The sequence below is a fragment of the Cupriavidus sp. 10L43_2 genome (assembly GCF_056395265.1).
Window position 1 is genome coordinate 51,595 of sequence record NZ_JBFTJE010000010.1, and the last position, 26,594, is coordinate 78,188.

General features: G+C 66.5%; 25 protein-coding genes. 6 read left to right on the top strand and 19 right to left on the bottom strand.

Annotated elements, in window-relative coordinates; translation table 11 throughout:
* Positions 1-16 precede the first annotated feature (16 nt).
* From AC1DEL_RS15740 to AC1DEL_RS15785, 10 genes are all read right to left on the bottom strand, one after another.
* On the bottom strand, positions 17-1,423 hold the full coding sequence (locus AC1DEL_RS15740; RefSeq protein WP_477125991.1) for a formimidoylglutamate deiminase: 1,407 nt from the start codon (positions 1,421-1,423) through the stop codon (positions 17-19).
* Entirely contained in the window at positions 1,420-2,673 is a 1,254-nt protein-coding gene (gene hutI / locus AC1DEL_RS15745; protein WP_092300900.1) for an imidazolonepropionase, read from the bottom strand. Before hutI ends, AC1DEL_RS15740 begins: the two co-directional genes overlap by 4 nt.
* Complete coding sequence (locus AC1DEL_RS15750) at positions 2,670-3,275, bottom strand: HutD/Ves family protein (RefSeq protein ID WP_441592332.1); 606 nt, start codon at positions 3,273-3,275, stop codon at positions 2,670-2,672. The genes hutI and AC1DEL_RS15750 overlap by 4 nt, the downstream gene beginning before the upstream one ends.
* Positions 3,276-3,307: 32 nt before the next feature.
* On the bottom strand, positions 3,308-5,002 hold the full coding sequence (gene hutU, locus AC1DEL_RS15755) for a urocanate hydratase (protein WP_092300903.1): 1,695 nt from the start codon (positions 5,000-5,002) through the stop codon (positions 3,308-3,310).
* A 57-nt stretch (positions 5,003-5,059) separates the two neighbouring features.
* Positions 5,060-6,622 carry a histidine ammonia-lyase gene (gene hutH, locus AC1DEL_RS15760; RefSeq protein ID WP_477125990.1) on the bottom strand — a complete coding sequence of 521 codons (1,563 nt, stop codon included), beginning with the start codon at positions 6,620-6,622 and terminating at the stop codon, positions 5,060-5,062.
* Between the two features lie 145 nt (positions 6,623-6,767).
* Positions 6,768-7,541, bottom strand: coding sequence for a histidine utilization repressor (gene hutC / locus AC1DEL_RS15765; RefSeq protein WP_477108672.1), 774 nt, complete (start codon positions 7,539-7,541; stop codon positions 6,768-6,770).
* Between the two features lie 5 nt (positions 7,542-7,546).
* Complete coding sequence (locus AC1DEL_RS15770) at positions 7,547-8,326, bottom strand: ABC transporter ATP-binding protein (protein WP_441592329.1); 780 nt, start codon at positions 8,324-8,326, stop codon at positions 7,547-7,549.
* On the bottom strand, positions 8,323-9,168 hold the full coding sequence (locus AC1DEL_RS15775; protein ID WP_477108738.1) for an ABC transporter permease: 846 nt from the start codon (positions 9,166-9,168) through the stop codon (positions 8,323-8,325). Before AC1DEL_RS15775 ends, AC1DEL_RS15770 begins: the two co-directional genes overlap by 4 nt.
* Before the next feature lie 52 nt (positions 9,169-9,220).
* On the bottom strand, positions 9,221-10,183 hold the full coding sequence (locus AC1DEL_RS15780) for an ABC transporter substrate-binding protein (protein ID WP_092300912.1): 963 nt from the start codon (positions 10,181-10,183) through the stop codon (positions 9,221-9,223).
* A gap of 216 nt (positions 10,184-10,399) precedes the next feature.
* On the bottom strand, positions 10,400-11,428 hold the full coding sequence (locus tag AC1DEL_RS15785) for an NAD-dependent epimerase/dehydratase family protein (RefSeq protein ID WP_477125989.1): 1,029 nt from the start codon (positions 11,426-11,428) through the stop codon (positions 10,400-10,402).
* Between the two features lie 10 nt (positions 11,429-11,438).
* On the opposite strand from AC1DEL_RS15785, the gene AC1DEL_RS15790 reads away from it, so the two are divergent.
* Together AC1DEL_RS15790 and AC1DEL_RS15795 are read left to right on the top strand one after the other, a co-directional pair.
* Positions 11,439-12,494, top strand: coding sequence for a CDP-6-deoxy-delta-3,4-glucoseen reductase (locus tag AC1DEL_RS15790; RefSeq protein ID WP_477125988.1), 1,056 nt, complete (start codon positions 11,439-11,441; stop codon positions 12,492-12,494).
* A gap of 278 nt (positions 12,495-12,772) precedes the next feature.
* Positions 12,773-13,960 (top strand): acetylornithine transaminase, encoded by a 1,188-nt coding sequence (locus AC1DEL_RS15795; RefSeq protein WP_092300921.1) that lies wholly within the window; start codon positions 12,773-12,775, stop codon positions 13,958-13,960.
* 79 nt (positions 13,961-14,039) lie between these two features.
* Here AC1DEL_RS15795 and AC1DEL_RS15800 read toward each other — a convergent pair whose 3' ends face one another.
* The 7 genes from AC1DEL_RS15800 to AC1DEL_RS15830 form a co-directional block, all read right to left on the bottom strand.
* The gene (locus AC1DEL_RS15800) at positions 14,040-14,756 is read right to left on the bottom strand and encodes an ABC transporter ATP-binding protein (RefSeq protein WP_092300924.1); all 717 of its coding nucleotides are present in this window, start codon (positions 14,754-14,756) and stop codon (positions 14,040-14,042) included.
* A 17-nt stretch (positions 14,757-14,773) separates the two neighbouring features.
* On the bottom strand, positions 14,774-15,550 hold the full coding sequence (locus tag AC1DEL_RS15805; protein ID WP_477125987.1) for an ABC transporter ATP-binding protein: 777 nt from the start codon (positions 15,548-15,550) through the stop codon (positions 14,774-14,776).
* A 13-nt stretch (positions 15,551-15,563) separates the two neighbouring features.
* On the bottom strand, positions 15,564-16,718 hold the full coding sequence (locus AC1DEL_RS15810; RefSeq protein ID WP_477159114.1) for an ABC transporter permease subunit: 1,155 nt from the start codon (positions 16,716-16,718) through the stop codon (positions 15,564-15,566).
* 13 nt (positions 16,719-16,731) lie between these two features.
* Positions 16,732-17,667 carry a branched-chain amino acid ABC transporter permease gene (locus tag AC1DEL_RS15815; protein WP_092300933.1) on the bottom strand — a complete coding sequence of 312 codons (936 nt, stop codon included), beginning with the start codon at positions 17,665-17,667 and terminating at the stop codon, positions 16,732-16,734.
* Positions 17,668-17,885: 218 nt separating this feature from the next.
* Positions 17,886-19,088: a branched-chain amino acid ABC transporter substrate-binding protein gene (locus AC1DEL_RS15820; protein WP_477159115.1), complete on the bottom strand. Its 1,203-nt coding sequence runs from the start codon at positions 19,086-19,088 to the stop codon at positions 17,886-17,888.
* A gap of 676 nt (positions 19,089-19,764) precedes the next feature.
* On the bottom strand, positions 19,765-20,730 hold the full coding sequence (ispH, locus tag AC1DEL_RS15825) for a 4-hydroxy-3-methylbut-2-enyl diphosphate reductase (RefSeq protein ID WP_177220010.1): 966 nt from the start codon (positions 20,728-20,730) through the stop codon (positions 19,765-19,767).
* A gap of 26 nt (positions 20,731-20,756) precedes the next feature.
* On the bottom strand, positions 20,757-21,248 hold the full coding sequence (locus AC1DEL_RS15830) for an FKBP-type peptidyl-prolyl cis-trans isomerase (protein WP_092300942.1): 492 nt from the start codon (positions 21,246-21,248) through the stop codon (positions 20,757-20,759).
* A 118-nt stretch (positions 21,249-21,366) separates the two neighbouring features.
* Between AC1DEL_RS15830 and radC the strand changes: the two genes are divergently transcribed.
* From radC to nadB, 4 genes are all read left to right on the top strand, one after another.
* Positions 21,367-22,059 (top strand): RadC family protein, encoded by a 693-nt coding sequence (gene radC / locus AC1DEL_RS15835; RefSeq protein ID WP_092301061.1) that lies wholly within the window; start codon positions 21,367-21,369, stop codon positions 22,057-22,059.
* A gap of 204 nt (positions 22,060-22,263) precedes the next feature.
* Complete coding sequence (rpmB, locus tag AC1DEL_RS15840; RefSeq protein ID WP_006575661.1) at positions 22,264-22,497, top strand: 50S ribosomal protein L28; 234 nt, start codon at positions 22,264-22,266, stop codon at positions 22,495-22,497.
* Positions 22,498-22,510: 13 nt separating this feature from the next.
* Positions 22,511-22,681 carry a 50S ribosomal protein L33 gene (rpmG, locus tag AC1DEL_RS15845; protein ID WP_008644909.1) on the top strand — a complete coding sequence of 57 codons (171 nt, stop codon included), beginning with the start codon at positions 22,511-22,513 and terminating at the stop codon, positions 22,679-22,681.
* 180 nt (positions 22,682-22,861) lie between these two features.
* Positions 22,862-24,481, top strand: coding sequence for an L-aspartate oxidase (nadB, locus tag AC1DEL_RS15850; RefSeq protein ID WP_477125986.1), 1,620 nt, complete (start codon positions 22,862-22,864; stop codon positions 24,479-24,481).
* A gap of 58 nt (positions 24,482-24,539) precedes the next feature.
* Here nadB and nadC read toward each other — a convergent pair whose 3' ends face one another.
* Positions 24,540-25,403, bottom strand: coding sequence for a carboxylating nicotinate-nucleotide diphosphorylase (gene nadC / locus AC1DEL_RS15855; protein WP_441592319.1), 864 nt, complete (start codon positions 25,401-25,403; stop codon positions 24,540-24,542).
* Positions 25,400-26,554 carry a quinolinate synthase NadA gene (gene nadA, locus AC1DEL_RS15860; protein ID WP_092300951.1) on the bottom strand — a complete coding sequence of 385 codons (1,155 nt, stop codon included), beginning with the start codon at positions 26,552-26,554 and terminating at the stop codon, positions 25,400-25,402. The genes nadC and nadA overlap by 4 nt, the downstream gene beginning before the upstream one ends.
* Positions 26,555-26,594: the final 40 nt, after the last annotated feature.

Sequence of the window (26,594 nt, forward strand, 5' to 3'; positions counted from 1 at the left end):
GGGCTGCTTCAGGAGATCAGTCGGCCAGCAGGCCGGCGCGCGTGGCGGCGAACAACCGGGCCGCTTCCGTTTGTTGCGGATGCGAACCCTGCTGCACCCGGCGCATGCCGGCGGTGCGGACTTCCGCTAGTGTCTCATGCCCGTGGCTGGCGAACACGTGGGTCGCCAGCGCGCGCGGGCCGTCCAGCCCCGCCAGCGTGGCGTGGGCGCCGTCCAGCACGAGGAAATCGGCCTGCTGGCCCACCGCCAGCCCGGCCACGTTACGCGCCGCCGCGCGGGCGCCGCCGGCCACGGCTTCGAGCCAGAGCCGGTCCGCCACCTGGGCATGCTGCGCCGAAGCCAGCACATTGCGCCGTTGCAGGCCCAACCGCTGGCCGTATTCGAAGGTTCGTAGTTCTTCAGCCACACTCACGCTCGCGTGGCTGTCCGAGCCGATGCCCCACGCGCCCTGCTGGGCGAGGTAGGGCGCGGCATCGAACACGCCATCGCCGAGATTGGCCTCGGTGGTCGGGCAGATGCCGGCCACCGCGCCGCTGTGGGCCAGCCGCCGGCGCTCGTCCCAATCCATATGCGTGGCGTGGATCAGGCACCAGCGCGCATCGACTGGCGCGTGATCGAGCAGCCACTCCACCGGCCGCACGCCGCACCACGCGAGGCAGTCATCGACCTCCTTCTGTTGTTCGGCGATATGGATGTGCACCGGCGCGGTGGCGTCCATCGCATGCAGCCCGGCCACGGCGCGCGCCAGGCTCTCCGGCGGCACCGCGCGCAGCGAGTGCGGCGCCAGCCCGAGCCGCGCGCCGTGCTCGGCGCAGGCCGGGGCGAGGTCGGCGAGCAGCGCCAGCATGGCATCGGTGTCGTGCAGGAAGCGCCGCTGGTCCGCCTGCGCCGGCTTGCCGCCGAAGCCGGCGGTCTGGTACAGCACCGGCAGCAGCGTCATGCCGATGCCGGCCCGGTGCGCCGCGCGCAGCAGCCGCAGCGACATCTCGGCGGGCGTGGCGTACGGCTGGCCCTCCGGATCATGATGGACGTAATGGAATTCGCAGACGCTGGTATAGCCGGCGCGCAGCATCTCTATATAGAGCTGGGTGGCGATGGCCTCCAGCGCGTCCGGCGAGAGCCGCAGCGCGAAGCGGTACATCAGCGTGCGCCAGCTCCAGAACGAGTCGCCGCCGGCCGGGTCTTCGTCCGCCGTGATGCTGCGGTACTCGGTCAGCCCGGCAAAGCCGCGCTGGAATGCGTGCGAGTGGAGGTTGGGCATGCCCGGCAGCACCGGGCCCGCCGCGTGTTCGTCCCCCGGGGCGGCGGTGGCGTCAGGCGTGACCTCGGTCAGCCTGCCCTGCGCGTCCCAGCCCAGGCGGACGTTGCGCGCCCAGCCTTCGGGCAGCAGGGCGGACGGTGCGAAGAGATGGCCCGCGCTCATGGCGTGCCCCCCACGCTAGCCCCAGTCGGATAGATACGTCCCTGCCGCACCACTGCCGCGCAGGGATTGCGGCCGAACCAGTAGGCCAGCTCGGCCGGCGTGGCCACCTGCCACAGCACGAAGTCCGCCGCTCGCCCGGCGGCGAGCGTGCCATGCCGGTCCGCCGCGCCCAGCGCGTGCGCCGCGTGGGTGGTCACCCCGGCCAGCACCTCGGGCACGGTCATGCGGAACAGCGTGCAGGCCATGTTCATCATCAGCAGCAGCGAGGTGGTCGGCGAGGTGCCCGGGTTATGGTCGGTCGCCAGCGCAATCCGCACGCCGTGCTCGCGCAGCAGCGCCAGCGGCGGCAGGTGGGTGTCGCGCAGGAAGTAGTAGGCGCCCGGCAGCAGCACGGCCACGGTGCCGGCGGCGGCCATGGCGCGTACGCCGGCCTCGTCCAGATGTTCGAGATGGTCGGCGGACAGCGCGTGGAAGCTCGCCGCCAGCGCCGCGCCGCCGAGGTTGCTGAGTTGCTCGGCATGGAGCTTGACGGGCAGGCCGTGCCGCGTGGCGGCCTCGAACACGCGGGTGGTCTGCGCGGGCGAGAAGCCGATGCCCTCGCAGAATGCGTCCACGGCATCGACCAGCCCTTCCCCGGCCAGCGCCGGCAGCATGGTGTCGCAGACCAGATCGATATAGTCGTCCGCCCGGCCCACGTACTCGGGTGGCAGCGCGTGCGCACCCAGGAAGGTGGTGTGGACGGTGACGCCGAAGGCCGTGCCGAGCCGGCGCGCCACGCGCAACTGCTTGCGCTCGGCGTCCAGCGAGAGTCCATAGCCGGACTTGATTTCGATGGCGGTCACGCCTTCGGCCAGCAGCGGCTGCAGCCGCGCCGCGGCCTGGGCGAACAGCGTGTCCTCGTCGGCCTCGCGCGTGGCGCGCACCGTGGAGACGATGCCGCCACCGGCCCGGGCAATCTCCTCGTAGCTGGCGCCGGCCAGCCGCATCGCGAACTCGTCGGCGCGCTGGCCGCCATAAACCAGATGGGTATGGCAATCGACCAGACCGGGGGTGATCCAGGCGCCCCCGGCGTCGTGGCGCGGCAGGTGGAGATAACTGTCCGGCAGCGCCGCGTGCGCGCCGATCCAGACGATGCGGCCATCGGCCACGACGATAGCGCCATCGCGGAGCGCCGTGTCCTGCCCGGGCTCGGGCAGCAGGTGGCAGTGGTGCCAGACGCCATCGGCAGACGGCGCGTGGGAAATCGTCATTGAGCAGGCTCCATTTGCAGCAACACGCGCAGGCACAGCGCGGAGATTTCGGCCGGTGCCAGCGCCAGCCGGCCCGGCGCAGCGCCTGCCGACACCAGCAGGCCCTCGCCATCCCGTAGCGTCAGGCCATCGGCACCGCGCCATTCGCCCCGGATCACGAACACCATCACGGCGTCGTTGCCGGTTTCCACGTCGAACGGCTGGCGCTGCAGGGTCACGTCGGCGTGGCACACCCCGCGCCGGGACATCACGTTGAAGTCGCGCGTCGGGCCCTCCACCAGCGTGGCGTGCACGGCCGTGTCGCCGGCAAACCCGAACGGCTCGCCGATGGCCGTGAGCCGGTGGCAGAACGAGTCGTCGTGGGCCTGCAGATGCACGCCGGCGCCGTCCAGCAGCGCGATCTGGCGGTCAATGCCGGGGAAGGCCGAGAACGGCCCGTCGGCGACGATGTCCGCCACGCTTACGCGCCACGCGAAGGCGTCCATGCCCGCGCCCGGCGGCCACACGGCGATCTCGCGCGTGGTACCGCCGCCGTTCTTCCACGGCGTGGGGGCGATGGCGTCGAGGGCAAACCGCACCACACCCGGCTCCAGTTCCTTCATGCTCGCTTCCAACCTTTCAAGCGTTCAACCCTTCAACCCTTCACCATCGGCAGGTCCAGGCCCTTCTCCTGGGCGCAGGCGATGGCGCTCTCGTAACCGGCATCGGCATGGCGCATGACGCCCGTGGCCGGATCATTCCAGAGTACACGTTCGATGCGCTTCGCGGCAGCGTCGGTGCCATCGCAGACGATGACGACCCCGGCATGCTGCGAGAAGCCCATGCCCACGCCGCCGCCATGGTGCAGGCTGACCCAGGTGGCGCCGCCGGCGGTATTCAGCAGTGCGTTGAGCAGCGGCCAGTCTGACACGGCATCGGAACCGTCGCGCATGGCCTCGGTCTCCCGGTTCGGCGAGGCCACCGAGCCGCAGTCGAGGTGATCGCGCCCAATCACGATGGGCGCCTTGAGTTCGCCCGACTTCACCATCTCGTTGAACGCCAGCCCGGCGCGGTGGCGCTCGTCCAGCCCCACCCAGCAGATCCGCGACGGCAGGCCCTGGAAGGCAATGCGGTCACGCGCCATGTCCAGCCAGCGGTGCAGGTGCTTGTCCTCGGGGAACAGCTCCTTCATCTTGGCGTCGGTCTTGTAGATGTCTTCCGGGTCGCCCGAGAGCGCCACCCAGCGGAACGGCCCCTTGCCSCGGCAGAACAGCGGRCGGATRTAYGCCGGCACGAAGCCCGGGAAATCGAACGCGTTCTTCACGCCTTCGTCGAACGCCACCTGGCGGATGTTGTTGCCGTAGTCCAGCGTCGGCACGCCCATCGCCTTGAAGGCCAGCATCGCCTTCACATGCTTGACGATGGACGCGCGCGCGGCGGCTTCCACCGCCTTCGGGTCGCGCTGGCGCAGGTCTTCCCACTGCGCCACGGTCCAGCCTTCGGGCAGGTAGCCGTTGACGAGGTCATGGGCCGAGGTCTGGTCAGTGACGATGTCCGGCCGCATGCCGCCGGCCTGGGCGCGACGCGCCAGCTCCGGCACGATCTCGGCGGCGTTGCCGAGCAGGCCGACCGAGATGGCCTCCTTCTTCGCGGTGGCGTCGGCGATCATGGCCAGCGCCTCGTCCAGCGTAGTGGCCTTCTTGTCCACATAGCGCGTGCGCAGCCGGAAGTCGATGCGCGATTCCTCGCACTCGATGGCCAGCACGCAGGCTCCGGCCAGCACCCCGGCCAGCGGCTGCGCGCCGCCCATGCCGCCCAGCCCGGCCGTCAGGATCCATTTGCCGGCGAGGTCGCCGCCGAAGTGCTGGTTGCCGGCCTCGACAAAGGTCTCGAAGGTGCCCTGCACGATGCCCTGCGTGCCGATATAGATCCACGAGCCGGCCGTCATCTGGCCGTACATCATCAGTCCGGCGCGGTCCAGCTCGTTGAACTTGTCCCAGTTGGCCCAGTGCGGCACGAGGTTGGAGTTGGCGATCAGCACGCGCGGCGCGTCCGGGTGCGTGCGGAAAATGCCCACCGGCTTGCCCGACTGCACCAGCAGCGATTCGTCCTCGCCCAGGCGGCGCAGGCTGTCCAGGATGGCGTCGAAGCATTCCCAGTTGCGCGCGGCCTTGCCGATGCCGCCGTAGACCACCAGGTCCTGCGGGCGCTCGGCCACATCGGGGTCGAGGTTGTTCTGGATCATCCGGTAGGCAGCTTCGATCAGCCAGTTCTTGCAATGCAACTGGCTGCCGTGCGGCGCGCGGATCTCGCGCTGGCCGCGCTGGAATTGGTGTTCGTTAGCGTTCATGGTCGGGGGGCTCCGTTGGGAGATTCGAATTTGTCAGATGGGGGTCAGAGGCTGAAATCAGCTGGCATTCGTCGGCAGGATCGCGCGCACGGCCTCGGGCCAGCCGGCCCCGGCATCGCCCTGCACGACCCATTGCTTCATGGCCTCGATGTCGGGCGCGAGGTAGCGGTCGCCCTCGACAAAGTCCACGCGGGCGCGGATGCGCGCCAGTTCCTGCTCCACCAGCGGCGACGACTTCAGCGGCCGATGGAATTCGATGCCCTGCGCGGCGGCCATCGCCTCGATGCCGACGATCACCGCTGTATTGGCCGCCATCTCGCCGAGCCGGCGCGCGCCGTAGGTGGCCATCGACACATGGTCTTCCTGGTTGGCGGAGGTGGGCAGGCTGTCCACGCTGGACGGATGCGAGAGCGACTTGTTCTCGGAGGCGAGTGCCGCCGCCGTCACCTGCGCGATCATGAAACCGGAGTGCAGGCCGCCATCGCGCACCAGGAACGGCGGCAGGCCGGACAGCCCGGTATCGAGCAGCAGCGCCAGCCGGCGTTCGGAAATCGCGCCAATCTCGGCGATGGCCAGCGCGAGGATGTCGGCGGCGAAGGCCACCGGCTCGGCGTGGAAGTTGCCGCCCGAGACCACGTCGCCCTGTTCGGGGAAGACCAGCGGGTTGTCGGACGCCGCGTTGGCCTCGATGCGCAGGATGCGCGCGGCATGAGTCAGGTTGTCCAGGCAGGCGCCCATCACCTGCGGCTGGCAGCGGATCGAGTACGGGTCCTGCACGCGACCGCAGCCCTTGTGGGAATCGACGATCTCGCTGCCGTCGAGCATCGCCCGCACCGTGCCGGCCACCTCGATCTGGCCGACCTGGCCCCGCGCGGCGTGAATGCGCGCATCGAACGGCTTGACCGAGCCCTTGATGGCTTCGAGCGAGAGCGCCCCGGCCACCAATCCGGCCGCGAAGGCGTCTTCGGCGGCGAACAGGCCGGCCAGCGCCAGCGCCGTGGACACCTGCGTGCCGTTCAGCAACGCCAGCCCTTCCTTGGGGCCGAGCGCGAAGGTCTCCAGCCCGGCGTGGGCCAGCCCCTGCGCCGCCGGCACGCGGCGGCTATCTATATAGACATCGCCCACGCCGATCAGCGTGCACGACATATGGGCCAACGGGGCGAGGTCGCCGCTGGCGCCCACCGAGCCCTTGGCCGGGATACACGGCGTCACGCCGTGGTTGGCCAGCGCCAGCAGCGCCTCGATCACGGCCGGGCGCACGCCCGAATGGCCGCGCGCGAGGCTGATGGCCTTCATCGCCAGGATCAGGCGCACGGTGTCCGCCGCGAGGTCCGGGCCGGTGCCCACGCTGTGGGAGAGCACGAGGTTGCGTTGCAGCTCGGCCAGCTTGTCATGCGGAATGCGCGACTGGGCCAGCTTGCCGAAGCCGGTGTTGATGCCGTAGACGACGGCGTCGGCGTCGATGATGTCCTGCACGGTGGCCTGCGCCGCGCGCACGCCGGCCCAGGCCGCGTCCGCCATCACCAGGCGCACTTCGCCCCGGTAGATGCGGCGCAGGTCGGCCAGGGTGACGTGGCCGGGGTCCAGCGTCAGGTCGGGGCGGGAATCGGGAGTGGTCATGTGCTGCATCGTCCTGTTGGATCTTTGGGGATCTTTTGAGAATCGGCTCAACCGCGTTCTAAAATCAGTTGTATGAGCCTGTCTATACAGGTTAGTCGAAAATGGGGGCCGAAGGCCAGTACTAACTGGCCCCAGCTACTCAGTTTTAGCCGAAGGCCGGATTGCCGTCGGCGCGGAAGCGGCTGCCGAGGCGATAGCGGTTGCCCGGATGCAGGCAGCGCACGAACGTGACCGGCACGCCACTCGTCCAGGTGCGCCGCGTCAGGAGCAGGCACGGTTGGGTCGGCGGCATTTCCAGTTGCGCGGCCTGCTCGGGGGTAGCGGCAATCGCATCGACCACGTGTTCCACCTGGTCGTAAGGCACGTTGCGCAGCAGGTATTCGCCCGGCTGCGTATCGCGGAAATCCTGGGTGATGAAGTCCGGCGCCACGCGCGGATTGACGTAGCGGTCTTCCAGCTGCACCGGGACGCCATCCTCGCGATGCACGCAGACCGAGTGATAGACCGACTCGCCGGTGCGCAGCTCGAGCGCCGCCGCCACCTCGATCGACGCCGAGACGCGCTCCACCAGGATCACATCGCACGCATAGTCATGGCCGCGCATGCGGATCTCGTCCTGCAAGTTGACCACGGAGAGCAGCGTCGATTGCGGCTTGTGCTCCGCCACGAAGGTGCCCACGCCGGCCACGCGCACCACCCTGCCCTGCTCGGACAGCTCGCGCAGCGCCCGGTTGACGGTCATGCGCGACACCGAGAACCGGGTCACCAGCTCCTGCTCCGACGGCACGCGGTCGCCCGGCTGCCATGCGCCGCTCTGGATCTGGCGGGCGATGTACTCCTTCACCTGCTGATAGAGCGCGGAGGGGGCCGAAGTCGTGGAGGGGTTGGTCGGGATGGAGCCGGCAGCGGGGTGATTCATGGCGGTCAGTGCTCGGCCGCGGCCATGGCCTCGGCACGAATTTCCTCGGTCAGCCGCGCCTTCAGCGCGGAGAACTCGGGCGAAGTCTTGATCGTGTAATGGCGCGGATGGGGGAAATCCACCGCGATCTCGCTCTTGATCCGACCCGGTCTGGCGGAAAACACCGCCACGCGGTTGGCCATGAAGATGGCCTCGTCGATATCGTGCGTGACGAATAATACCGTTTTGCGCGCGGACTCCCAGATGCCGAGCAGCAGCTCCTGCATCAGCACGCGGGTCTGGTTGTCCAGCGCGCCGAACGGCTCGTCGAGCAGCAGGATCTTGGGGTCGTTGGCCAGCGCGCGGGCAATCGCCGTGCGCTGCTGCATGCCGCCCGAGAGCTGCTTCGGGTAGTGGTGCTCGAAGCCGCGCAGCCCCACGCGGGCCATGAAATAGTCGCTCCGCTCCTTCTGGTTCGCCGCGCTCATGCCGCGCTCACGCAAGCCGAAGCGCACGTTCTGCTCGATGGTCAGCCACGGAAAGAGCGTGTACGACTGGAACACCATGCCGCGATCGGCGCCCGGCCCGGCCACCGGCTGGCCGTCGAGCAGCACGCGCCCGCCCGAGGGCGTGTCCAGCCCTGCCACGATGCGCAGCAGCGTGGACTTGCCGCAGCCTGACGGGCCAAGGATGGTGACGAAGTCGTTATCGCGCACATCGAAGTCCACCGGCAGCAGCGCCTGGGTGACGCCACCGCGCGGATTCGAAAAAGTACGAGAAACCTGCTGGATCGACAGCGCGCTCATTTGATCGAACTCCACGGAAACAGGCGCTGGTTGGCCAGCTTGAAGACGAGATCGGACACCAGCCCGATGCAGCCGATAACGATGATCCCGAAGATGATCTGCCCGGTGTTGAGCAGCGCCTGGCTGTCCGTGATCATGTGGCCGATGCCGGACGACGAGCCGATCAGCTCCGCCACGATCACATAGGTCCAGGCCCAGCCCAGCACCAGCCGCAGGATTTCGGCAATCTCCGGCGCCGCGCCCGGAATCAGCACGCGCCGCACGATGCCGCGCGGCGTAGCGCCGAGCGTGTAGGCGGCCTCCACCAGATCCTTGCGCGCCCCGCCCACCGTCACCGCCACCATCAGCACAATCTGAAAGAACGAGCCGATGAAGATCACCAGCAGCTTCTGCGTCTCGCCGATGCCGGCCCAGAGGATCAGCAGCGGGATAAAGGCCGAGGCCGGCAGGTAGCGGCAGAACGAGACAAAGGGCTCGAAGAACGCTTCCGCCGCCTTGTACGCGCCCATGAAGATGCCGAGCGGTACGGCCAGCACGGCGGCCAGCACGAAGCCGCCGACCACGCGCCACACCGTCATGCCGATGTCGCCGAGGAAGTTGTATTGCGTGAACAGGACGACGCCTTCGCGCGCCATGGTCAGCGGGTCGGCCAGGAAGGTGCGCGGCACGAAGCCGCCCAGCGTGACCGCCGCCCACACCGCGAAGAAGACCGCGAAGAACGACAGGCCGAGCAGCCAGCGCGCGTGGCCGCCCACCGGCACCAGCGGCGACAGCCACGGATGGCGGCGGCGCGCGGCGGCGGTGCTGTCATCGCCGCTTGCACCGTTCGCCGGTGCGGGCATGCGCGCCACGGGCGTGGAAACCTGGGAAATCTGGCTCACGGCGGCCTCCGGCTTACTTGAGGAATCGGGCGTCATAGAGCGTGGTCACGTCCGGCGCCTGGCGGATCACGCCGATATCGAGCAGCACGGCCGCGGCCTCCTTGCTGAAGCTGGCCAGCTCGCCCGCGAAGAAGGTGCGATTGGCGTCCTTGTCCTGCCAGCGCAGGTAGGCCGACGACTTGGCGAACTGCTCGCCGGTCTGCTTGACCGCCGCCCCCATGATCTCGTTCGACTTGGCCGGATCCTTGCGAATCATCTCAAGCGCCTCGAAGTAGCTGTCCACCAGCGCCTGGGCGGCCTTGGGATTGTCCTTGAGCCATTTCGGCGCGCAGCCGAGGGTGTCGGTGACCATCGGGTAGTCGAGCGTGGTGGCGAGGATCTTGCCCTTGTCCGGATTGGCGCGCACCGTCGACAGATACGGCTCGTAGGTCATCGCGCCATCGTTCTGCCCGGCCACGAAAGCCTGCGCCGCGGCCTGCGGGGACAGCGTGGTCAGCTTCACGTCCTTGAGCGTCATGCCGTTCTTCTTGAGCATCCACGCCAGGCCGAAGTACGGCGCGGTGCCCGGCGCATCCACGCCAATGGTCTTGCCCTTGAGGTCCGCGAAGGACTTCACATCCCCGCGCACGGCCAGGCCGTCCGCGCCATAAGACTTGTCTAATTGCACGATCTGCGTGATCGGCACGCCGTTGGCATTCCAGGCCACGTGGGTCTCCACCGTGGTGGCCGCGCACTGGATCGCGCCCGAGGCCAGCGCCAGGTGACGGTCCTTCTGCGGAATCATCTTGATATCCACGTCCACGCCGTTCTTCTTGAAGATGCCGGCCTTGTCGGCGAGCGTGAGCGGGGCGAAGCCGGTCCAGCCACTCATGCCGAGCGTCACGGGCGTGTTCTGCGCGTGGGCCGGGACGGCGAGCGTGGTGACGAGGGATGCGAGGGCGATGGCGGCGAGCGTTGCGCGGCGGTGCAGGGTCATGCTGTCGGCTCCTTTGTGGTCGGGCAATGGTGCAATGCCTGTCTATACAAGTCAACGCGGGGTTTGCACTAGGCGAGTGCCCTATAAAAGCGCCGAATACGCCTTGAATCGCACCGTTATGGGGTGATTGTGCACAGTCCTGTATAGACAGCAGCACCGCGGCGATAGGAATCGCAAGCGGTGTGCCAGGGAGCCGCAGGCTGGGTCAGGGCCCAGTCAGGCGTCGAAGAAGTCCGTGACGGTGGGATAGCGCAGCCGCAGCCGCAACTCGCGCTTGAGCCGGCCGTTGTCGAGCCGGCGCGATTCGCTCATGAAGCTCAGCAGTGCCGGTTCGATCACCTCGCGCGCTTGCTCGCGGGTGATGCGCGGGGGCCGGGGCAGGCCACGGCGGTCTGCCACGAGGTCGAAGTAATCGGCCATGCGCAGCTCGGTGTCGTCGCTGGCGTGCACCACGCGCTGGGGCCGGCCGCGCCAGAGCGCCGCGATCATGGTGCGGGCGAGGTCGTCGGCATGGATATGGCTGGTGTAGACGTCGTCCTGCGGCGCCAGCGCCGGCGTGCCCTTGTGCAGGCGGGCTACAGGCAGGCGGTCCGCCGCGTAGATGCCGGGAATGCGGACGATGCTGGCGCGCCAGCCTGCGTCGCGCCCGAACTGGCGCACGGCGGACTCGGCCGCAACGCGCCGGCGCGCCCGGGGCGTCTTCGGCCGCACGGTGTCGAATTCCTGGACGCGGGCGCCGCCCCGATCGCCATAGACGCCAGTCGTGCTGGCATAGACAAAGGCTCCGGCGGACTGATGCCGGGCCGCCGCCTCAAACGCGCGGTGCCAGCCTCGCTCGGGTAGAATGGCGGCCTCGCTGGCGGCGTGGGCAGCCATGCGCCCCGACCGGGCGCGGCGCCATGCCGTACGGCGCAACGCAGCCAGCAAGGCACGTGTGCGCGGATCGCCATTCCCCTGCGCGGGCGGCGGGGCCAGGTCGATGACCCGGTCCGCCAGTCCACGCAGCCTTGCCAGCGTGGCAGGCCGGTCCAGATCGGCCACCAGCGGCACCGCGCCCGCGGCGCGCAACTCGGCCCGCCGGGCAGGCTGCGACGTCACGGCGAACACGCGCATGCGTGCCGCCAGCAGGCGCAGCACCCGCGAACCGACATCACCGCAGCCGACGATCAGCAGGCGCGGACGGCCCAGGCGGCGACCCGCCCGGGAGTAAGACAATGCCGCATGCGGCGACAGAATTTGGCTCATAGACCTGATTATGGCTTATCAAGTAACCGTCATGCCCAGCGGCCACAAGTTCGAGGTGGCTGCCGATGAAACCATCCTCGGCGCGGCCCTGCGCCACAGCATCGGCCTGCCCTACGGCTGCAAGAACGGCGCCTGTGGCTCCTGCAAGGGCCGTGTGGTCGAAGGCAGCTTCGTCCAGGGCGACCATGCCGCCTCGGCCCTGACGGCCCAGGAAAAGACCGAAGGCCGCGCGCTGTTCTGCTGCGCCAACGCCACTTCGGATATCACCATCGAGTGCCGCGAAGTACACGGCGCCGGTGACATCCCCATCAAGAAGATTCCCTGCCGCGTGAGCACGCTGGAGCGCCTGGCGGACGACGTGATCGCCATCCGCCTGCAACTGCCCGCCACCGAGCGCATGCAGTACCTGGCCGGCCAGTACGTGGAATTCCTGCTGCGGGACGGCAAGCGCCGCAGCTACTCCATCGCCACGCCGCCGCACGAGGAAGGCCCGATCGAGCTGCACATCCGCCATATGCCCGGCGGCGCGTTCACCGACTACGTGTTCGGTGCCAAGGAAGGCGCCCCGGCCATGAAGGAGCGCGACATCCTGCGCTTCGAAGGCCCGCTGGGCAGCTTCTTCCTGCGCGAGGACTCGGACAAGCCGATCATCCTGCTGGCCTCCGGCACGGGTTTCGCGCCGATCAAGGCCATCGTCGAGCATGCCGCCTATACCGGCATCGACCGCAAGATGACGCTGTACTGGGGCGGCCGCCGCCCGGCCGATCTCTACATGCACGCGCTGTGCGAGCAGTGGGCGCGCGACCTGCCGAACTTCCAGTACGTGCCGGTGATCTCCAACGCCCAGGCCGAGGACAACTGGGCGGGCCGCACCGGCTTCGTGCACCAGGCCGTGATCGACGATCATCCGGACCTGTCCGGCCACGAGGTCTACGCCTGCGGCGCCCCGGTGATGGTCAACGCGGCCCGCACGGACTTCACCGCCCAGTGCAAACTGCACGAGGACGCGTTCTTCGCCGATTCGTTCACGTCCGAGGCCGACATGCACCCGGCCGGGGCCGCCTGACCACCCCCAAGCCGTTCCGTCGACACAACAATGCCACCCGGGTCTGCCAGACTTTCCACATTTGGTTTTGACACCCGGGTGCATGCGCCTTATATTGGCCGACATGAACACGATCATGCTCCGACGCCGCGCACGTACGTCGCTCCCTCTCAGGGTGCCTCGCGGCTGACCGTCCATCGCATCTGTTCAGGTCGACAAGCCACGGGCAACCCCCGTGGCTTTTTGTTTTTGCCGGTCTGATCCTCTCACCCCTTACTCGCCGAACCCAGGAGTCCGCCATGGCATTTGCCGATTTTCCCGTCCAATCCCTGATGTACATCACCAACCGCCCCGAGCTGGTCTTCACCGAAGGCAAGGGCTCCTGGCTGACGGACCATAACGGCAAGCGATACCTGGACTTCGTGCAGGGCTGGGCGGTGAACAGCCTGGGCCATTCGAACGAAGGCATGATCGAGGCGCTGGAGAAGCAGGCCCGCAAGCTGCTGAACCCGAGCCCCGCCTTCTACAACGAGCCGATGCTGGTGCTGTCCAAGCAGCTCACCGACAACAGCTGCTTCGACAAGGTCTTCTTCGCCAACAGCGGCGCCGAGGCCAACGAAGGCGCAATCAAGCTGGCCCGCAAGTGGGGGCGCAAGCACAAGAACGGCGCGTACGAGATCATCACCATGGACCACAGCTTCCACGGCCGCACGCTCGCCACCATGAGCGCGTCGGGCAAGGCCGGCTGGGACACCATCTTCGCGCCGCAGGTGCCGGGCTTCCCGAAGGCGGAGCTGAACGATTTGGCTTCCGTGGAGGCCCTGATCACCGACAAGACCGTCGGCATCATGCTGGAGCCGGTGCAGGGCGAAGGCGGCGTGATTCCCGCCACGCGCGAGTTCATGCAAGGCCTGCGCGCGCTGGCGGACAAGCACAAGCTGCTGTTCATCGTCGATGAAGTGCAGACCGGCTGCGGCCGCTGCGGCACGCTGTTCGCCTACGAGCTGTCGGGCGTGGAGCCGGACATCATGACGCTGGGCAAGGGCATCGGCGGCGGCGTGCCGCTCTCCGCCCTGCTCTGCAAGGCCGAGGTGGCCAGCTTCGAGGCCGGCGACCAGGGCGGCACCTACAACGGCAACCCGCTGATGACGGCGGTGGGCAGCAGCGTGATCGCCCAGCTGACCGCGCCGGGCTTCCTGGACGAGGTAAAGGCCAAGGCCGAGTACCTGCGCGAGCAGCTGCTGGCGCTGTCGGCCGAATTCGGCCTGGGTGGCGAGCGTGGCGAAGGCTTGCTGCGCGCGCTGGTGCTGAACAAGGAGATCGGCGCGCAGATCGTGGAAGAAGCCCGCGACATGGGGCCGGAAGGACTGCTGCTGAACGCCCCGCGTCCGGGCCTGCTGCGCTTCATGCCGGCGCTGAACGTCACGCGCGGCGAGATCGACCAGATGATCGGCATGCTGCGCACGCTGCTCAAGAAGCTGGCCTGATCCCCGGCTTCGGTCGATAAAAAAAGCCTCGCGATGCGAATCGCGAGGCTTTTTTACTGGCCGGGATGCTGCCGGGCGATTACTCGCCCAGGTAGGCCGCGCGCACCTTGGGGTCGTCCAGCATCTGCTTGGCGTCGCCGCTCATGGTGATCAGGCCGGACTCCATCACGTAGCCGCGGTGGGCAGCCTGCAGCGCCAGGCGCGCGTTCTGCTCCACCAGCAGTACGGTCACGCCCTGCGCGGACACCGTGCGGACCACCTCGAAGATTTTCTCGACCATGATCGGCGAGAGACCCATCGACGGCTCGTCCAGCAGCAGCAGCTTGGGCTGGCTCATCAGCGCGCGCGCCATGGCCAGCATCTGCTGCTCGCCGCCAGACATCGTGCCGGCCAGCTGGTCCGCCCGCTCCTTCAGGCGCGGGAAGGTCTCGAACATGCGGTCGATATCGCGCTTGATGCCCGCGTCATCGTTGCGCGTGTACGCGCCCATCTGCAGGTTCTCGGTGATGGTCATGCGCGCGAACACGCCGCGGCCTTCCGGCACCATCGCCAGACCCTGCTTCAGCAGCGTGTAGCTGGGCACGCCCTTGATCGACTTGCCCATGTACTCCACGTCGCCGCCGGCCCAGCCCTGCAGGCCGGTGATGGCCTTCATGGTGGTGGTCTTGCCCGCGCCGTTGGCGCCGATCAGCGTCACCAGCTCGCCGTCGTGGATGTCCAGGTCCACGCCCTTGACGGCCTGGATGCCGCCGTAGGCGACCTTCAGGCCGGAAATCTTCAGTACTGTCTGTTTCATTGCGCGTCTCTCCCGCCTTAGTGTGCCGATGCGCCGAGGTAAGCCTCGATCACCGCGGGATTGTTCTGCACGTCTTGCGGCAGGCCCTGGGCGATGACCTTGCCGTAGTCCAGCACGGTCATCTGGTTGCACAGGCCCATCACCAGCTTCACATCGTGCTCGATCAGCAGGATGGTGCGGCCGTCGTTGCGGATCTTGTCGAGCAGGCCGCGCAACTCCACCTTCTCGGTGGCGTTCATGCCGGCCGCAGGCTCGTCCAGCGCCAGCAGCTTGGGCTCGGTGGCCAGCGCGCGGGCAATCTCCAGGCGGCGCTGGTGGCCGTAGGAGAGGTTGCGCGCGGTGAAGTTGGCGTACTTGCCGATGCCGACGTAGTCCAGCAGATCGTGGGCCATGTCCTCGATGCCCTCTTCCTCGCGCCGTACCGAGGGCGGACGGAAGATCGCGCCGAGCACGCCGGCCTTGCTCCGCACGTGGCGGCCCACCATCACGTTCTCCAGCGCGGTCATCTCGCCGAACAGGCGGATGTTCTGGAACGTGCGGGCAATGCCGGTCCGGGCCACTTCATGCACGGCCGTCGGCTGGTAGGCGCTGCCGCCCAGCACGAACTCGCCGGAATCGGGCGTGTACAGGCCGGTGATAACGTTGAAGAACGTGGTCTTGCCGGCGCCGTTGGGGCCGATCAGGCCGTAGATCTCGCCCTTGCGGATCTGCAGGCCCACGTCGGACAGGGCCTGCAGGCCGCCGAAGCGCTTGTTGACCCCCTGTACGGACAGGAGGAATTCGTTGTTGCTCATGATGTCCTCCTGGTCAGAAACGGCCAACGCTGCCCGCCCGGCGCACCACCGGGCGATCTTCCTTGCGCGGCGACGGCCAGATGCCGGCCGGGCGATACAGCATCACCCCCACCAGTGCCAGGCCGAACATCAGCTGGCGCAGCACCTCGGCATCGACGATGACATGGCCGAACAGGCCGGTCTGCATCGGCTCCGCCACCACGCGCAGCAGTTCCTGGAAGCCCACCAGCAGGATGCCGCCCAGGATCACGCCCGGGATATGGCCCATGCCGCCCAGCACCACGATGGCCAGGATGTAGATCGATTCCCACAGCGTGAACGACTCGGGCGAGACAAAGCCCTGGAATGCGCCGAATACAGCACCCGACACACCACCGAACGAGGCGCCCATGGCGAACGCCAGCAGCTTSAYGTTRCGGGTGTTGATGCCCATCGCCTTGGCGGCAATCTCGTCTTCACGAATCGCCACCCAGGCCCGGCCGATCCGCGAGTTCTGCAGGCGCAGGCAGATGAACACGATCACGATGACCAGGAACACCAGCAGGTAGTAGTACATGAACACCGGCGTGAACTTCAGCCCGAAGATCTCGTGGGATTTCGAGAAGTCGAAGCCGAAGATGTGCACCGGGTCTACCGCCGTGATGCCCTTGGGGCCGTTGGTGATGTTGACCGGGCGGTCCAGGTTGTTCATGAAAATACGAACGATCTCACCGAAGCCCAGCGTCACGATGGCCAGGTAGTCGCCCCGTAGCTTGAGGGTAGGCGCGCCCAGCATGACGCCGAACAGCGCCGCCACCCCAAGTGCAATGGGCAGCACGAACCACATCGACAGATGCAGCCCGTTCGGGAACAGCTGATGGATCCATTCGAACTGGTTGGCGAGGTGCGGCGAACCGAGCAGCGCCATCAGGTAGGCGCCCACCGCGTAAAACGCGATGTAGCCCAGGTCCAGCAGGCCGGCAAAGCCGACCACGATGTTCAGGCCCAGCGCCAGCATGATGTAGAGCAGCGCGAAGTCGAGCACGCGCACCCAGTAGTTGCCGCCGAAGGTCTGGACGAAGAATGGCGCGCACAGCGCCACGACGAGGAAGCCCAGCAGGGCCGCCAGCGTCTTGGCCGGCACGCGCGACGGTGCCGCGACGGCCGTGGATGGAATCGGAGTATTCATGGATTCGCTCTCCTCAGGCGCGGTCGGCCACGCGTTCGCCCATGATGCCGGACGGACGGAACACAAGTACGGTAATCAGCACGACGAACGCGAACACGTCCTGGTAATTCGAGCCGAACACCCCGTTGGTCAGGTCGCCGATGTAGCCGGCGCCCAGTGCTTCGATCAGGCCCAGCAGCATGCCGCCGACCATCGCCCCGGCCAGGTTGCCGATGCCGCCCAGCACCGCGGCGGTGAACGCCTTCAGCCCGGGGATGAAGCCCATGTAGAAGTGCGCGTTGCCGTAGTTGGTGGCCATCATCACGCCTGCCAGCGCCGCCAGGGCGGCGCCGATCATGAACGTGGCCGAAATCACGAAGTTGGGGTTCACGCCCATCAGGCCCGCCACCTTCTGGTTCTCGGCGGTGGCGCGCATCGCGCGGCCGAGCTTGGTGCGGTTGACCAGGGCCAGCAGGCCAGCCATCACCATCACGGCCATGCCGATGATGACGATTTCCTTGCCGGTGATGGTGGCGCCCGTGGAACCGATGTCGATCGGGCTCGAGGGCAGCAGCTGCGGGAAGGTCAGCGGGTTGCGCGACCAAATCAGCATGCCCATCGTCTGGAGGATGATGGAGACGCCGATGGCGGTGATCAGCGGGGCCAGGCGCGGCGCGTTGCGCAGCGGCCGGTAGGCAATCCGCTCGATCGAAAAGGACAGTACTGCACAGACGGGCATGGCGATCAGCGTGGCGATCACCAGCGTCAGCCACTCGGGCAGGCCGGGCGCGAACTTCTGCAGCCCCATGATGGCCGACAGCGCGGTCAGCGCGCCAATCATCAGCACGTCGCCGTGCGCGAAATTGATGATGCCCAGAATGCCGTAGACCATGGTGTAGCCCAGTGCGATCAGCGCATAGATGCTGCCGAGCACCAGACCGTTCACGATCTGCTGGATAAAGATATCCATGAAAACTCCTGCTTCAGCCCCAGGCCGCGCGGCATGGTGTGGATGCCGTGGGTGGGACGGTAATGTTGGATGGGTCGGGTAGAGAGGTGATGACTTGCTGGTGTGCTGCCCGCCCTGTTCCATCCATGGTAAGGATGCTGTCAACCGTTGGCGAGACTAAAAAGAACGGCACCGCAAAATACTCACGGTGCCGTTCGGATGGGCCGGTAAGCCCGGAATTACATCTTCACGACGTCGAGGACGGACTTCTTCTTGTCCTTGTACTCGTACAGCGTGATGGTGCCTTCCTTCATGTCGCCCTTTTCGTCGARGGCGATGTTGCCGATCACGCCCTTGTAGTTCGTCTTGGGCATTTCGGCCAGGATGGCGGCCGGCTCGGACGAGTTGGCGCGCTTCATGGCATCGACGACCACCATCACGGCGTCATACGTGAACGGTGCGTAGATCTGCACCGGGGCGTTGAAACGTGCCTGGTAGCGCTTCTGGAAGTCGTCGCCGGCTTCCATCTTCGACAGGGCCAGACCGGCTTCCGAGCAGATGATGTTGGTCACGGCATCGCCGGCCAGCTCAGCCACCTTGTCGGTACACACGCCGTCGCCGCCCACGATCTTCGAGGTGATGCCCAGTTCCTTGGCCTGCTTGGCGAACGGACCGCCGGTGGCATCCATGCCGCCGTACATGATCACGTCCGGCTTCTTGCCCTTGATCTTGGTCAGGATGGCCTTGAAGTCCGTGGCCTTGTCGTTGGTGGCTTCACGTGCCACCACGTTCACGCCCGAAGCCTTGGCGGTCTTCTCGAACTCGTCGGCCAGGCCCTTGCCGTAGGCGGTGGCATCGTCGACGATGGCCACGCTCTTGGCGCCCAGGCTCTTGGCGGCGTAGTTGGCCAGTGCCGGACCCTGCTGGGCGTCGGTAGCCACCACGCGGTACGTGGTCTTGAAGCCTTGCTTGGTGTAGTCGGGGTTGGTCGACGACGGCGAGATCTGGACGATGCCGGCATCGCTGTAGATCTTCGAAGCCGGGATCGAGACGCCCGAGTTCAGGTGACCCACCACGGCGACGACCTTCGCGTCCACCAGCTTCTGGGCCACGGCGGTGCCGGTCTTCGGATCGGCGGCGTCGTCTTCGCCCACCAGTTCCAGCTTGATCTTCTTGCCGCCGATTTCCAGACCGGTCTTGTTGACTTCTTCCACGGCCAGGCGCGCGCCGTTTTCGTTGTCCTTGCCAAGGTGGGCAATGCCGCCCGTCAGCGGAGCCGCGTGGCCGATCTTGACGATGGTTTCACCGCCACCTGCAGCCGGTGCCGCCGCGGCAGGTGCCGATGCTGCCGCATCAGCCGGCTTTTCTTCTTTCTTGCCACATGCAGCGACCAGCGCCACAGCGGCCGCGATCGGCAGAATCTTGGCAAACGTGAATTGCATGAGTGATCTCCTAGGATTCACAAAAACAGGGAAATACTACGCCTCCCGGACGTATTCCCTGGACCGCCCTTTGTTTAGTTTCAATTTGAAACGCGCGCATTGTATCCCCTTTCTTTGCGGATGCAATACGCGACGCAACAACCTGAACCATTTACCCACCAATTGCGCTAGGGAATTTCCCCAATGCACAGATTGGGGCAATCTCCGCCCATTTGGCAGACCCGTCACCTGTGCTTACAAGAATCGTGCCCGAGTCTCGCCGGAGGCGCTTGCGCCACGTCACAAGCCTGCGCCGCGCCACATATAATGGCCAGGTATTAATTAGGTATTTCATTTCAAATACCGGGCCGCCTCTCTAATGTGCAGAATGTAGCGCCGCACCATAATAGGGAAAACCCCATCCTCGGGGATTACCCTGATATTGTCTGGGTGTTAAGACACGTATTGCGGCATTATGGCGCCGGGCGCGGTTTTGTAAGTCCTTAAATGTCTCCGATAGTGCGGCAGCGCACGTCGCGACAAAAATAGCGGACGCAACGATACGCACCAGCGCGGTGCGATGGCAGAACAGCGAAAAACGGGGAAGGAAGAAGAAGCGGCGGGACGGGAGAACGACGGGCGCGGACACCGACCCGTTTCAGGTCGATGTCCGGCAATCAGGCGGAAACAGGCAGGATCAGGACTGCACGGACACGCTGGCGAGGCCGCGCGGCAGCGGGAAGGACATGTTCTCCTCCACGCCTTCCAGCGCTCGCACGCTGCGCACGCCGAACGTGCGCAGGCGCTCGACGATGGCCTGGGCCAGTGCTTCGGGGGCCGAGGCCCCTGCGGTCAGGCCGATCCGGCGCTTGCCTGCCACCCACTCGGGCTTGAGCTGGTCAGGATCGTCGACCATGTAGGCCGGCACGCCGAGGCGGTCCGCCAGCTCGCGCAGGCGGTTCGAGTTCGAGCTGTTCGGGCTGCCCACCACGATCACCACTTCCACCTGCGGCGCCATGAACTTCACGGCGTCCTGGCGGTTCTGCGTGGCATAGCAGATGTCTTGTTTCTTGGGCTCGCGGATATCCGGGAAGCGCGCCTTCAGCGCCGCCACGATCTCGGCAGTCTCGTCCACCGACAACGTGGTCTGCGTGACGTAGGCCAGTTGCGACGGGTCGGACACGGCCAGACGGTTGACGTCCTCGACCGACTCCACCAGCAGCATGCCGCGCTCGGCCTGGCCCATCGTGCCTTCCACCTCGGGGTGCCCCTTGTGGCCGATCATGATGATCTCGCAGCCTTCGGCGCGCATCTTGCCTACCTCGACGTGCACCTTGGTCACCAGCGGGCAGGTGGCGTCGAACACGGTCAGGCCACGCGCGGTGGCGTCTGCGCGCACTTCCTTCGACACGCCATGCGCGCTGAAGATCACGGTCGAACCGGGTGGCACTTCGTCGAGTTCGTCGACGAACACCGCGCCCTTGTTGCGCAGATCGGCCACCACGTAGGCATTGTGGACAATCTCGTGGCGCACGTAGATCGGCGCGCCGAACAGCGCCAGCGCGCGTTCGACGATCTCGATCGCGCGGTCCACGCCGGCGCAGAAGCCACGCGGCTGCGCCATCAGGATCTCGGCGTCGATGGGGAGGGTGAGCTCGGGCATGCTGGGGTCCGTCACAACGGCTGACATCAGAGAATTCCGATCAATTGGACATCGAACAGGATGGTCTGTCCGGCCAGCGGGTGGTTGAAGTCGAACAGCGCGGCGGTCTCGCCGAATTCCTTTAGCACGCCGGCGTACTTGCCGCCGTTCGGTGCATTGAATTCCACGAGGTCGCCGGGCGAATAGTCTTCCTCGAACGAGCTGTTCTCGCGCAGCGTGGCCAGCGAGACCCACTGCAGCAGTTCGGGGTTGCGCGGGCCGAAGGCATGCTCCGGCGCCAGGCGGTAAGTCATGCGCTGGCCCTCGGGCATGCCGAGCAGCGCCGCCTCGAGGTTGGGCGCGAGCTGGCCCTGGCCAAGCAGCAGCGTGGCGGGTTTTTCCTCGAACGTGCTCACGACTTCGGTGCCGTTCTCGAGGGAGATGCTGTAGTGGAGGGTCAGGAAGGAGTCCGCCAGGACTGTCTTGCGGGCAGCCGCGCCGCCGCCTTCCGCTTCTGACGCAAAAGTTTGCAAATTCATGGGTGATCAACCGGTCAACAACCCGTATTGTATTCGACTGGCCCGTCTGCCGCCGGCCTCCGTCGCAGCCGGCATGACAGTTAGTGTGGCAATTTCTGGAGACGATTCGATGTCGATGCTGCCAATTCCCCGCTGGCCCGCCCAGGAGCGCCCCCGCGAAAAGCTGGCGCTGGGCGGCCCGGGAGCATTGTCCGACGCCGAATTACTCGCTGTTTTCCTACGTGTGGGCAGCCCCGGCAAGAGCGCCGTGGACCTCGCCCGGGAGCTGCTGGGGCGCTTCGGCTCGCTGACGCGGCTGTTTGCCGCAGATACCGATACCCTTGCCACGATCAAGGGCATGGGCGCCGCCAAGCAGGCCCAGCTGCGCGTGGTGCCGGAACTGACCCGGCGCGCGCTGGCCGAGACGCTCAAGGCCCCGCGCGGCCTGGATTCCGAGCGCGCGGTCCGCGCCTACCTGCGGCTGACGCTGTCGCGCCTGCCGCACGAGGTCTTCATCGCCCTCTATCTGGATAGTGCGTACCGCCTGCTCGCCAATGTAGAGCTTGGACGCGGATCCCTGGGTGGCGTCACGGTCTATCCACGAGAAGTGGCGCGCGAAGCGCTTTCATACAACGCCGCCCATGTCATCGTCGCCCACAACCACCCGCACGGCCCCGTAGAACCCAGCTTCGCTGACCTTTCCACCACACGGCACCTCGCCCGGGCGCTCGCCGTGCTGGACATCGGGCTGCTGGACCATTACATTGTCGCCGGCAGCGATATCTATTCGTTCGCCGAGCATGACCGGCTGCCCGCCGTCCCGCCCACGTGAGCGCGTCCACGTGATCCCGGCAGCACGGCAAACCTGCGGCACAACACTAAGTCTTCCCCTCAGCGCGGAAGGCGTTGATTCGCCAGTCGTTTCCGGTCTATAATGTTCGTTTTGCTGAAGTCTCAATCCGCTGCAGTCCGGGCCCGCGCGCCTTTTGTTGATCTGTTGCGAACATTGTCCACGAATAAGATTTAGGAGTGCTTCATGGCACGCGTCTGTCAAGTGACCGGGAAAGCGCCGATGGTCGGCAACAACGTTTCCCACGCAAACAACAAGACCAAGCGCCGTTTTCTGCCCAATCTGCAGAATCGCCGCTTCTTCGTTGAATCGGAAAACCGCTGGGTGAGCCTGCGCGTCTCGAACGCCGGCCTGCGCCTGATCGACAAGAAAGGCATCGACTCCGTGCTCGCCGACCTGCGCGCACGCGGCGAAGTCTAAATAGGAGTACAACATGGCCAGCAAAGGCGGACGCGACAAGATCAAGCTGGAATCGACCGCAGGTACGGGTCATTTCTACACGACCACCAAGAACAAGCGCACCATGCCGGAAAAGATGGAGATCTCGAAGTTCGATCCCGTCGCCCGTAAGCACGTGCCTTACAAGGAAACCAAGATCAAGTAATTGATCCGGTCTCCGATGAAGAACCCCGCCGAGCACCTCGCTTCGCGGGGTTTTTTGTTGCCCGTTTTTATTGACCGCAAACCCTTATGCGGCAAGGGCTGGGGCGTCCGCGAACCGGTATGCGGGTGTACACTTTCCAGCTTTCCCTGACGCGCATTCGCTCCGCGCGAACCCTGCACCATGAACTTCGACGTCGCGATCGTCGGCAGCGGGCTGGCCGGCCTCACCGTCGCGCTGCAACTGGCCGATAGCCACCGGGTTGTCATCCTCAGCAAGCGCGCCATGACGCATGGCGCCAGCGACTGGGCCCAGGGCGGCATCGCCGCAGTGCTCGACTCCGGCGACAGCCACGACGAACACACGCAGGACACGCTGGTCGCTGGCGCCGGGCTGTGCGATGAAGGCGCGACGCGCTTCATCGTGGAGCATGGACGCGAGGCAATCCAGTGGCTGATCGACCGGGGCGTGCCCTTCACCCGCGATGCCCAGGCAGAACTGGGCTTCCACCTGACGCGCGAAGGCGGCCACAGCCGGCGCCGCATCATCCACGCGGCGGACGCCACGGGCCACGCCGTGGTCACCACGCTGACCGAGCAGGCACGCCAGCACCCGAACATCACGATCATCGAGGACCACTTCGCGATCGACCTGATCACGGCCACCAAGCTCGGCCTGCCAGGCAACCGCTGCTACGGCCTCTATGTGCTCGACGACACCACGGGCGCCGTGCGTACCATCACGGCCACCCACACGGTGCTGGCCGCCGGCGGCGCGGGCAAGGTCTATCTCTATACGACCAACCCCGACACTGCGACCGGCGACGGCATCGCCATGGCGTGGCGTGCCGGCTGCCGGGTGTCGAACATGGAATTTATCCAGTTCCACCCGACCTGCCTCTACCACCCCTACGCCAAGTCGTTCCTGATTTCCGAGGCGGTACGTGGCGAAGGTGGCCTGCTGAAGTTGCCCGACGGCACCCGCTTCATGCCCGACCACGATCCGCGTGCCGAACTGGCACCGCGCGACGTGGTGGCGCGCGCGATCGACTTCGAGATGAAGAAGCGCGGCCTCGACTGCGTCTACCTCGACATCACGCACCAGCCGGAAGCGTTCCTGAAGGAACATTTCCCGACGATCTACGCACGTTGCCTGGAGTTGGGCATCGATATCACCCGCGAGCCGATTCCCGTGGTACCGGCCGCCCACTACACGTGCGGCGGCGTGGTGACCGACACTGCGGGTCGCACGGACCTGTCGAACCTCTATGCCGTGGGCGAGACCGCCTGCACCGGCCTGCACGGCGCAAACCGGCTGGCCTCCAACTCGCTGCTCGAATGCATGGTGATCGGTCGCGCAGCCGCCGAGGACATCGCCCGGCAGGACAAGGCCGGCGCGCCGGATATCAGCCTGCCCGCCTGGGATGCCAGCCGCGTGGCCGATGCGGACGAGGAAGTGGTGGTGTCCCACAACTGGGACGAACTGCGCCGCATGATGTGGAACTACGTCGGCATCGTCCGCACGGACAAGCGCCTCGAGCGCGCCCAGCACCGGATTGGTCTGTTACGCGAGGAAATTGCCGAGTACTACGCCAACTTCCGCGTCACGCGCGACCTGCTGGAACTGCGCAATCTGGTCGAAGTGGCGGCGCTGATCGTCGACAGCGCGTACTCGCGCCACGAAAGCCGGGGCCTCCACTTCAGCCGCGACTACCCCGACACGCTGCCCAAGGCGTTGCCGACCGTGCTCCAGCCGCTGCTGGGCCGCGCGGCGCAGCATCGACAGAACAAGCAAAAGTCGTAAAACAGACGTGAAAAAGGGGCCGATACGGCCCCTTCCCTTTTGCGATGCGCTTTGCGCGTTACCCAACGATCCGCAGCGAATAGTCGGTCGCGCGCACATCCTTGGTCAGCGCGCCCACCGAGATCCGGTCCACGCCCGTTTCGGCGAATTCCCGAATCGACTCGGCATTGACGCCGCCCGACACCTCCAGCAGCGCCCGACCACGGTTGATTTCCACCGCTTCGCGCATCATCGGCACCGTAAAGTTGTCGATCAGGACCGATTTGGCGCCGGCAGCGAGTGCCTCTTCCAGTTCGGCGATTGACTCCACCTCGATCTGCACCGAGGCGTCCGTGCCCAGCGCCAGCGCAGCCTGCATGGACGCCGTGATGCTGCCCGCCGCCGCGATATGGTTTTCCTTGATCAGGATGCCGTCATAGAGCGCCAGCCGCTGATTCTCGCCGCCGCCGATGCGCACCGCGTACTTCTGCGCCAGGCGCAGGCCGGGCAGCGTCTTGCGGGTGTCGAGCACGCGGGCCCGCGTGCCGGCAATCAGATCCGCATAGCGCCGGGTGGCCGTGGCCACGCCGGACAGCAGTTGCAGGAAGTTCAGCGATGGCCGCTCCGCCGTCAGCAGCGCACGGGCCGGGCCGGCAATCTCGCACACCACATCATCGGGGGCCATCCGCGCACCCTCTTCCTTGAGCCAGCGCACCTGGAGCCGCGCATCGACGGCCGCCATACACGCCTCAAACCAGGGCTGGCCGCACAGCACCGCGCTCTCGCGCACGATCACGCGCGCCTGCACGGGTTTGTCGGCCGGAATCAGCAGGCCCGTCAGGTCGCCGGTGCCCACATCCTCGGCAATCGCGGCCTGCACGTTGGCTGCCAGCGCCGCGGGCAGCGCCGGGCCGTAACTATCGAACACGGAATTCACAGTCATGCCGGGCCCACTCCCTGGAACAGCGCGCCCGTCTGGGCCAGATCGCTGGCCGGCCGCACATTGGCCTTCTGCTGCGCGGCGAAGTTGAGCATCCGATCAATGCAGGTAACGGCGCGCTGGCCGATGATTGGGTCCACTTGGATCTCGTTGCGCCCCGTTTCCAGCACTTCGGCCAGATTGGTCAGCGCATTCATGGCCATCCACGGGCAATGCGCGCAGCTCTTGCAGGTGGCGCTGTTGCCGGCCGTGGGAGCCTCGATGAAGTGCTTGCCCGGCGCGGCCATCCGCATCTTGTGCAGGATGCCGTTGTCGGTGGCCACGATGAACTCGTTGGCGTCGAGGTGCTGGGCCGCCGCGATCAGTTGGCTCGTGGAACCCACCACGTCCGCCTGCGCCACCACATTGGCCGGGGATTCCGGGTGCACCAGGATCTTGGCATTCGGATAGTCCTTGCGCAGCAGGTCCAGCTCGATGCCTTTGAACTCGTCATGCACCAGGCAGGAGCCCTGCCACAGCAGCATGTCGGCGCCGGTTTCCTTCTGGATGTAGCCGCCGAGGTGCTTGTCCGGTGCCCAGAGAATTTTCTCGCCGCGCGCGTGTAGATGTTCGACGATTTTCAGGCCGATGCTCGACGTCACCATCCAATCCGCACGGGCCTTCACGGCCGCACTGGTATTGGCATAGACCACCACCGTGCGATCCGGGTGGGCGTCGCAGAATGCCGAGAATTCGTCAGCCGGGCAGCCCAGGTCCAGCGAGCACGTGGCGTCGAGGTCCGGCATCAGGATGGTCTTCTCGGGGCTCAGGATCTTGGCGGTCTCGCCCATGAAGCGCACGCCGGCCACGACCAGCGTCTGGGCCGCATGATCGCGGCCGAAGCGCGCCATTTCCAGCGAGTCCGACACGCAGCCGCCGGTTTCCTCGGCCAGGTCCTGCAGGTCGGCATCGACGTAATAGTGCGCCACGAGCACCGCGTTGCGCTCCTTGAGCAGCTTGCGGATGCGGGCCTTGAGTGCCTGGCGCTCGTCGGGGGTCAGCGCGGGCGGTACCTTGGCCCAGGCATGGGCCACGCAACTGCCGCCGGCTGCGCTTTCGGTATCCGTCAGGTTCGGTTTCTCGAACTCGATGGACTTGATCGTTTGTGGGGTCATCTCAGCAGTACTCCTCGGGGCACCCGTGGGCCGCCGCGCT